Raw genomic sequence first — 3,821 nt, 5'->3', positions numbered from 1 at the left:
TTAGATGATGCAGCGCACGCCATTGCTGTTATTGAAAAATTTGCTTCACAAAAAGCAATGAGTTGTTTAAAAAAATTAACCGATGAAACAGAACATTCTGTAAAAATTGAAGCCATTGAAGCCTTAAAAAGATTAAAATGGAAATACCCAAATCTTCAAATAAAAGATCGTTTTATTATTGATAAAATTTTGGATGAATGTCATTTATACCAAAACACACTTTCAGTAATTCATTCTCAAATTGTAATTCAATATAAAAAGAAAGATATTTCAAAAGAAAACACAGAAATTATTGAAGCTAGAAATGGTTTAATGCAATTATTAGAACAACGCTTAGATAGACAATTACAACGTATTTTTCGTTTTTTAGGTATTAAATATCCTCCAAATGATGTAGAGCCTATTTTAAATATTATTTTAACAGGTAAAGAAGAGCAACGTATACACGCTATTGAATTTTTAGATAATATTTTAGACAATCAGCTTAAAAAAGAACTAATACCAATTGCCGAATCTGTGTTAGTCGAAGCCATTTCTGAAGATAAAATAAAAAAACTAAATCTAAAAATATTAAGCGAAGCAGAGTGCTACAGAACATTATTACAACGCAAAGACATCAAATTAAAACAAGCTGTATTGTATTTAATAGAAAAAACCAACGACCCAAAATACGTGCCAATAGTTGAATTAGTTTTAAATGACACCAATGAAAAAATTAGAAATAAAGCTAAAGAAATTTTGAATTATCATTTTAAAAACTAATTATAAATTGGTAAAATTCCACAACACAAAAAAACAAAAACCCTACAAACATAATGTTTATAGGGTTTTGTCGCTTTTTGATTGATTTCTCGCAGAGAGGAAGGAACTAAAACCTATTCTGAAACCCCTTAAAAATAAAGGGCTAACGGAGTAATTAAATTTAACTGACACCGAATTTGCCCCTTTTTATTTAATTCGAAATGTATTCATTTATGATATCATTACAAATTAAAGAATTTCAACTGATGAGGATTTCGTTCTATTTTCTATTCTAATCTTTCATAAATATTTCTTTATATCGTTTTTCAATATTTAAAATTTCATTCGCTGTTAATTCAGAAAATTCATTTTTTTGAGCTCTTTTCGATAGTAACCCCTGATTTTGTTCTAAAAAACGAATCAGTAATGCCACTGTATTATCTGGCATTTCAAAAGTGTTCTCTAAAAAATGTTTCATTTCATCAAATTTGTGCAGATAATTAACCTCTTCGGGTATTATATTTTTAATGGTGTCATTAACACAATCATATAGAAACTCAGCCTGTGGTGTAGCGTCAAAATACTTATAAAAATCAATTGTATTATTTAAAACCTCCACATTATTATTCTTGGTTTTTTCCCAGTTGATAAAATCTAATAAAGGATGTGAATATGATTCTAATACTACTCTATAATCATTAATTTGATTTAAAATGGAAGCTGAAACTGGAAAAATTACACCCTGCTGTGCGAAATTCATTTTAGCTAAAATGTGGTGTATTAAATAACGGTGTATTCTTCCGTTACCATCTACAAAAGGATGAATAAATACAAAACCAAAAGCGACTTTTGCCGCCACTAAAACGGCATCAAAACTTGACATTTCCATTCTTTGGAAACTTTGCAGAAGTCCCTCTATTAATTCCTCTACATCTTGCCACTTAGCCGAAATATGTTCTGGTATTGGGTCTCCAGTTATTCTATCATGTTCCCCAACAAAACCACCTTCTTTTCTATAACCCATTTTAACAAATCTGGTATTTTCAATAACCATTTGTTGTAAGCGCAATAACTCTTCTTTGTTTAAATTTTTGGCTCCTGCCTGCCCTATCGCTTTCCCCCAAAGTTGGGCTCTCTTATTCGAGGGATTTTCACCTTCTATTGTAAAAGAGGCTTTAGAATCTTTTAATAATAAAAACGCTGAAGCACGTTGTAACACGTCTTTTCTAATATCTTTTAAAAAATCATTCTTTTTTGTAGAAATATTTGATTTAATATAATGCTCTAATTTTTCTGTTTTGTAAATAAGTGGACAAAAATCAGCTGTTCCAGGTAAATTATTTACAATACGTTGACGTGCAACATTTGATCCTTCAATACTGTATTGTAATTTATCATCAATTAAAGCTACAAAATTCCCCGATTTTAAATCTTGAATGTTTAGTTGTTTTTTAAATAACCATTCATACAAAAACCAAATTTTACGACTGTATTGCCCTAATGGTTCAAATTGCACCAATTCTTCAATCTCATTTATTGATAATTTTTCGAAAAGCTTTTTAAAAAACAATAAATTTATGCCTTCATATCGCAAAGCAAATATCAGTTGTTTGTATAGTGATTCAGCAGGTTGATGACGCGAAGTAAACACTTGCCATTCAGATGTTTTATACTGACGGTTTTTGGTACTTATCAAGGCCAATTTAAATGGTAGTGGCATTTCTAATGCAAACACTTCAATTAATGCTCCATAACCTACCAACAAACCTTTTTCAGGAGCTGTTCTACCGTGAAAAACGATTATATCTTGTGAATAACACTTTTTTTCCATTTGTTTTTGTGAAAAATACTTAAATCAAATGTACGTGAAAAACAATTACAAACAATGAAAAACACTTATAATAACATACTAATTGTGAAAAATACTTTTAATAGATCCTAATACTATGATACTTTTTGTAAATATTCAGTTACAATTTCAATGTTGATTCCGCTGTATTCTGCAAATTCTTCTGAAGTTACAAACTGATGTGATTCCTTCCCAAAATGCACTTTTATTTCATTGAGTAGTTTTCTTCCATAGCGTTCACTTCTGCCAGTGATACACTGAATGTCTTTTGGGTATATGCAAGCTCTAATTATTTTCATTTCATACACTATCCATACTTTATCCTACCGGTATCTATACTTTATCTGTGTTTAATTCGGAACAAAAAGTTTGTTTCGGAATGGATGGTTGTTGGTTTTTTAATTTTTACTTAAAGATAGGTTCATTTGTTGAGAATTAAAAATTTAAGTAATTATGGCTAGACAAAATGGTATTATTAAATTAAAAGGTACTATCGGAGGTATTACCTTTTATAAAACTTCTGATGGAGATCTTGCGCGTGAAAAAGGCGGTGTGGATGCTTCCAGAATTGCAAACGATCCTGCGTTTCAAAGAACGCGCGAAAATGGTTCTGAATTTGGAGCTGCAGGGAAAGGTGGAAAAATTGTAAGAAATGCTATTCGTATTCTTTTGCAAAACGCAAAAGATAAAAGAGTGGTCAGCAGATTGACAACCGACCTTTTAAAAGTGGTAAAAACAGACAGTGTAAATGATCGTGGTTCAAGAACTATTCAAGATGGGAATATGAGTTTAATTCAGGGGTTTGAATTTAACACCAACGGTAAATTAGGTTCTACCTTGTTTACTCCATCATTAAATGCTTTTGACCGTGTTTCTGGTGAAGCAACGGTAAGTATTGCTGCATTTGTGCCAACAGTGAGAATTGCAGCTCCAAATGGAACAACGCATTTTAAAGTGGTTACTGGTGTTGCTGAATTAGATTTTGATGCAGAAACCTCCACTTTTGAAAACGATGAAACTTCCATTTTACCGTATGATAGTGCAACTAATGCTGCTATTGATTTGAGTGCAACTATTACTGCAAATTCTGCCCTTCCTGTTATTCAGATTTTGGGAATTGAATTTTATCAAGAGGTAAATGGCGCTATGTATCCGTTGAAAAATGGATCCTACAATGCATTGTCAATTGTAAAAGTTGATACGGTATAGTGGAACTTGTTTTACATAGAAC

2 protein-coding genes and 1 pseudogene are annotated in these 3,821 nt (G+C 31.0%); 2 read left to right on the top strand and 1 reads right to left on the bottom strand.

Annotated elements, in window-relative coordinates:
* Positions 1-762 (top strand): annotated as a pseudogene (locus ABY298_RS15425) (hypothetical protein); the annotation flags it as partial.
* A gap of 271 nt (positions 763-1,033) precedes the next feature.
* Here ABY298_RS15425 and ABY298_RS15420 read toward each other — a convergent pair.
* Positions 1,034-2,572: a Fic family protein gene (locus tag ABY298_RS15420; RefSeq protein ID WP_372746942.1), complete on the bottom strand. Its 1,539-nt coding sequence runs from the start codon at positions 2,570-2,572 to the stop codon at positions 1,034-1,036.
* Positions 2,573-3,043: 471 nt separating this feature from the next.
* On the opposite strand from ABY298_RS15420, the gene ABY298_RS15415 reads away from it, so the two are divergent.
* Positions 3,044-3,799, top strand: a complete 756-nt coding sequence (locus ABY298_RS15415) for a hypothetical protein (protein ID WP_372746941.1) — start codon at positions 3,044-3,046, stop codon at positions 3,797-3,799.
* Positions 3,800-3,821 lie beyond the last annotated feature (22 nt).

Source organism: Lutibacter sp. (assembly GCF_041596795.1).
Lineage (GTDB): Bacteria > Bacteroidota > Bacteroidia > Flavobacteriales > Flavobacteriaceae > Lutibacter.
Note: the sequence above shows the minus strand (reverse complement) of the source record. Positions and strands in the feature narration are given on the sequence as shown.

Coding starts and splice junctions, on each gene's coding strand:
- ABY298_RS15415 (WP_372746941.1), top strand. CDS start 3,044: ATGGCTAGACAAAATGGTATTATTAAATTAAAAGGTACTATCGGAGGT.
- ABY298_RS15420 (WP_372746942.1), bottom strand. CDS start 2,572: ATGGAAAAAAAGTGTTATTCACAAGATATAATCGTTTTTCACGGTAGA.